The sequence below is a fragment of the Sulfitobacter sp. UBA4523 genome (assembly GCF_002388305.1).
Lineage (GTDB): Bacteria > Pseudomonadota > Alphaproteobacteria > Rhodobacterales > Rhodobacteraceae > Sulfitobacter > Sulfitobacter pontiacus.
Map to the genome: position 1 here is coordinate 184,347 of NZ_DGMH01000024.1, position 252 is coordinate 184,598.

A 252-nucleotide genomic window follows, 5' to 3' on the forward strand; every position below is an offset into this window, starting at 1 on the left:
TTGTCTTCGCCGGCCTGGTTGGCACAGCCAAAGATCACGTCATCGATTTTGGACCAATCCAGATCAGGATTGCGGGCCATCAGTGCGGCAATCGGTGCCGCTGCCAGATCATCGGCGCGGACCGATGACAATGCGCCGCCAAAGCGGCCGATGGGTGTGCGCTGCGCGTCACAAATAAAAGCGTCCATGAAAGTCTCCCTTGGTTGACGAGCGTAGGGATAGTCGCGATTCGACGCAACTTAAATGTTACCT

Annotated in this window: 1 pseudogene; it reads right to left on the bottom strand. The window is 56.3% G+C overall.

Annotated elements, in window-relative coordinates:
• A pseudogene (locus B3849_RS06705) lies at positions 1-188 on the bottom strand (3-oxoadipyl-CoA thiolase); the annotation flags it as partial.
• Positions 189-252: the final 64 nt, after the last annotated feature.